This is a genomic window from Streptomyces sp. NPDC051018, assembly GCF_044456085.1.
GTDB lineage: Bacteria > Actinomycetota > Actinomycetes > Streptomycetales > Streptomycetaceae > Streptomyces.
The window spans coordinates 1,769-5,231 of sequence record NZ_JBITFN010000043.1 but is presented as its reverse complement, the minus strand read 5'-3'; the positions used below and the strand labels follow the sequence as shown (position 1 = coordinate 5,231).

The window sequence follows — 3,463 nt, the reverse complement described above, 5'->3', positions numbered from 1 at the left end:
GGGGGTTGTTCGTGGTTTCAGAACTGACACAGTGGACGCGAGCAACTGAGGACAAGCCCTCGGCCTATTAGTACCGGTCACCTCCACCAGTTACCTGGCTTCCAGATCCGGCCTATCAACCCAGTCGTCTCCTGGGAGCCTTAACCCCTCAAACGGGGGTGGGAGTCCTCATCTCGAAGCAGGCTTCCCGCTTAGATGCTTTCAGCGGTTATCCCTCCCGAACGTAGCCAACCAGCCATGCCCTTGGCAGAACAACTGGCACACCAGAGGTTCGTCCGTCCCGGTCCTCTCGTACTAGGGACAGCCCTTCTCAAGACTCCTACGCGCACAGCGGATAGGGACCGAACTGTCTCACGACGTTCTAAACCCAGCTCGCGTACCGCTTTAATGGGCGAACAGCCCAACCCTTGGGACCGACTCCAGCCCCAGGATGCGACGAGCCGACATCGAGGTGCCAAACCATCCCGTCGATATGGACTCTTGGGGAAGATCAGCCTGTTATCCCCGGGGTACCTTTTATCCGTTGAGCGACGGCGCTTCCACAAGCCACCGCCGGATCACTAGTCCCGACTTTCGTCCCTGCTCGACCCGTCGGTCTCACAGTCAAGCTCCCTTGTGCACTTACACTCAACACCTGATTACCAACCAGGCTGAGGGAACCTTTGGGCGCCTCCGTTACCCTTTAGGAGGCAACCGCCCCAGTTAAACTACCCATCAGACACTGTCCCTGATCCGGATCACGGACCCAGGTTAGACATCCAGCACGACCAGAGTGGTATTTCAACAACGACTCCCCCTGAACTGGCGTCCAGAGTTCACAGTCTCCCACCTATCCTACACAAGCCGAACCGAACACCAATATCAAACTGTAGTAAAGGTCCCGGGGTCTTTCCGTCCTGCTGCGCGAAACGAGCATCTTTACTCGTAGTGCAATTTCACCGGGCCTATGGTTGAGACAGTCGAGAAGTCGTTACGCCATTCGTGCAGGTCGGAACTTACCCGACAAGGAATTTCGCTACCTTAGGATGGTTATAGTTACCACCGCCGTTTACTGGCGCTTAAGTTCTCAGCTTCGCAACCCCGAAAGATCACTAACCGGTCCCCTTAACGTTCCAGCACCGGGCAGGCGTCAGTCCGTATACATCGCCTTACGGCTTCGCACGGACCTGTGTTTTTAGTAAACAGTCGCTTCTCGCTGGTCTCTGCGGCCACCCCCAGCTCACCGAGAAAATCGGATCACCGGGTGTGGCCCCCCTTCTCCCGAAGTTACGGGGGCATTTTGCCGAGTTCCTTAACCATAGTTCACCCGAACGCCTCGGTATTCTCTACCAGACCACCTGAGTCGGTTTAGGGTACGGGCCGCCATGAAACTCGCTAGAGGCTTTTCTCGACAGCATAGGATCATCCACTTCACCACAATCGGCTCGGCATCAGGTCTCACCCCGTGTGTGCGACGGATTTACCTACCGCACGGGCTACACCCTTACCCCGGGACAACCACCGCCCGGGCTGGACTACCTTCCTGCGTCACCCCATCACTTACCTACTACCACCTCGGTTCAGCGGCTCCACCACTCCGGGCTTGTCCGAAGACGCACCCGGCGGTTTCACGGCCTTAGCATCAGAAGGTTCAGTACTGGGCGTTTCAAAGCGGGTACCGGAATATCAACCGGTTGTCCATCGACTACGCCTGTCGGCCTCGCCTTAGGTCCCGACTTACCCTGGGCAGATCAGCTTGACCCAGGAACCCTTAGTCAATCGGCGCACACGTTTCCCACGTGTGTATCGCTACTCATGCCTGCATTCTCACTCGTGAACCATCCACCACTCGCTTACGCGGCGGCTTCACCCGGCACACGACGCTCCCCTACCCATCAGCACCCCCGTTAGGAGTATATGTGCCAATGACACGACTTCGGCGGTACGCTTGAGCCCCGCTACATTGTCGGCGCGGAATCACTTGACCAGTGAGCTATTACGCACTCTTTCAAGGATGGCTGCTTCTAAGCCAACCTCCTGGTTGTCTCTGCGACTCCACATCCTTTCCCACTTAGCGTACGCTTAGGGGCCTTAGTCGATGCTCTGGGCTGTTTCCCTCTCGACCATGGAGCTTATCCCCCACAGTCTCACTGCCGCGCTCTCACTTACCGGCATTCGGAGTTTGGCTAAGGTCAGTAACCCGGTAGGGCCCATCGCCTATCCAGTGCTCTACCTCCGGCAAGAAACACACGACGCTGCACCTAAATGCATTTCGGGGAGAACCAGCTATCACGGAGTTTGATTGGCCTTTCACCCCTAACCACAGGTCATCCCCCAGGTTTTCAACCCTGGTGGGTTCGGTCCTCCACGACCTCTTACAGCCGCTTCAACCTGCCCATGGCTAGATCACTCCGCTTCGGGTCTTGAGCATGCTACTAAAACGCCCTGTTCGGACTCGCTTTCGCTACGGCTCCCCCACACGGGTTAACCTCGCAACACACCGCAAACTCGCAGGCTCATTCTTCAAAAGGCACGCAGTCACGAGGAGCCGGACAAAAATGTCCGACCCCCGACGCTCCCACGGCTTGTAGGCACACGGTTTCAGGTACTATTTCACTCCGCTCCCGCGGTACTTTTCACCATTCCCTCACGGTACTATCCGCTATCGGTCACCAGGGAATATTTAGGCTTAACGGGTGGTCCCGCCAGATTCACACGGGATTTCTCGGGCCCCGTGCTACTTGGGTGTCTCTCAAACAAGCCGCTGACGTTTCAGCTACGGGGGTCTTACCCTCTACGCCGGACCTTTCGCATGTCCTTCGCCTACATCAACGGTTTCTCACTCGTCTCACAGCCGGCAGACCGTGAAAGAGAGATCCCACAACCCCGCATGCGCAACCCCTGCCGGGTATCACACACATACGGTTTGGCCTCATCCGGTTTCGCTCGCCACTACTCCCGGAATCACTGTTGTTTTCTCTTCCTGAGGGTACTGAGATGTTTCACTTCCCCTCGTTCCCTCCACATGCCCTATGTGTTCAGGCACGGGTGACAGCCCATGACGACTGCCGGGTTTCCCCATTCGGAAACCCCCGGATCAAAGCCTGGTTGACGACTCCCCGGGGACTATCGCGGCCTCCCACGTCCTTCATCGGTTCCTGGTACCAAGGCATCCACCGTGCGCCCTTAAAAACTTGGCCACAGATGCTCGCGTCCACTGTGCAGTTCTCAAACAACGACCAACCACCCACCACCCCACCCCACAAACAGGGGCGAGTTCACCGGGGCCGGCAACCGAAGACACAAACCAGACTCAACAGCCCGTGCCCTCAGACACCCAACAGCGTGCCCGGCCCACCAGGACCAGGATCCCCGCGTTCCACGCACCCCCAAAAAATGAAGGTGCAGTACTAACAGAACATCCCGGACCCCGAAGAGACCGAATAGTCAACGTTCCACCCATGAGCAACCAGCACCGGACACT

Annotated in this window: 1 rRNA gene; it reads right to left on the bottom strand. The window is 57.3% G+C overall.

The window, feature by feature from the left end:
• Positions 1-47: 47 nt before the first annotated feature.
• Positions 48-3,179: ribosomal RNA gene (locus ACIBCM_RS35175) — 23S ribosomal RNA — on the bottom strand.
• Between the last annotated feature and the right edge of the window lie 284 nt (positions 3,180-3,463).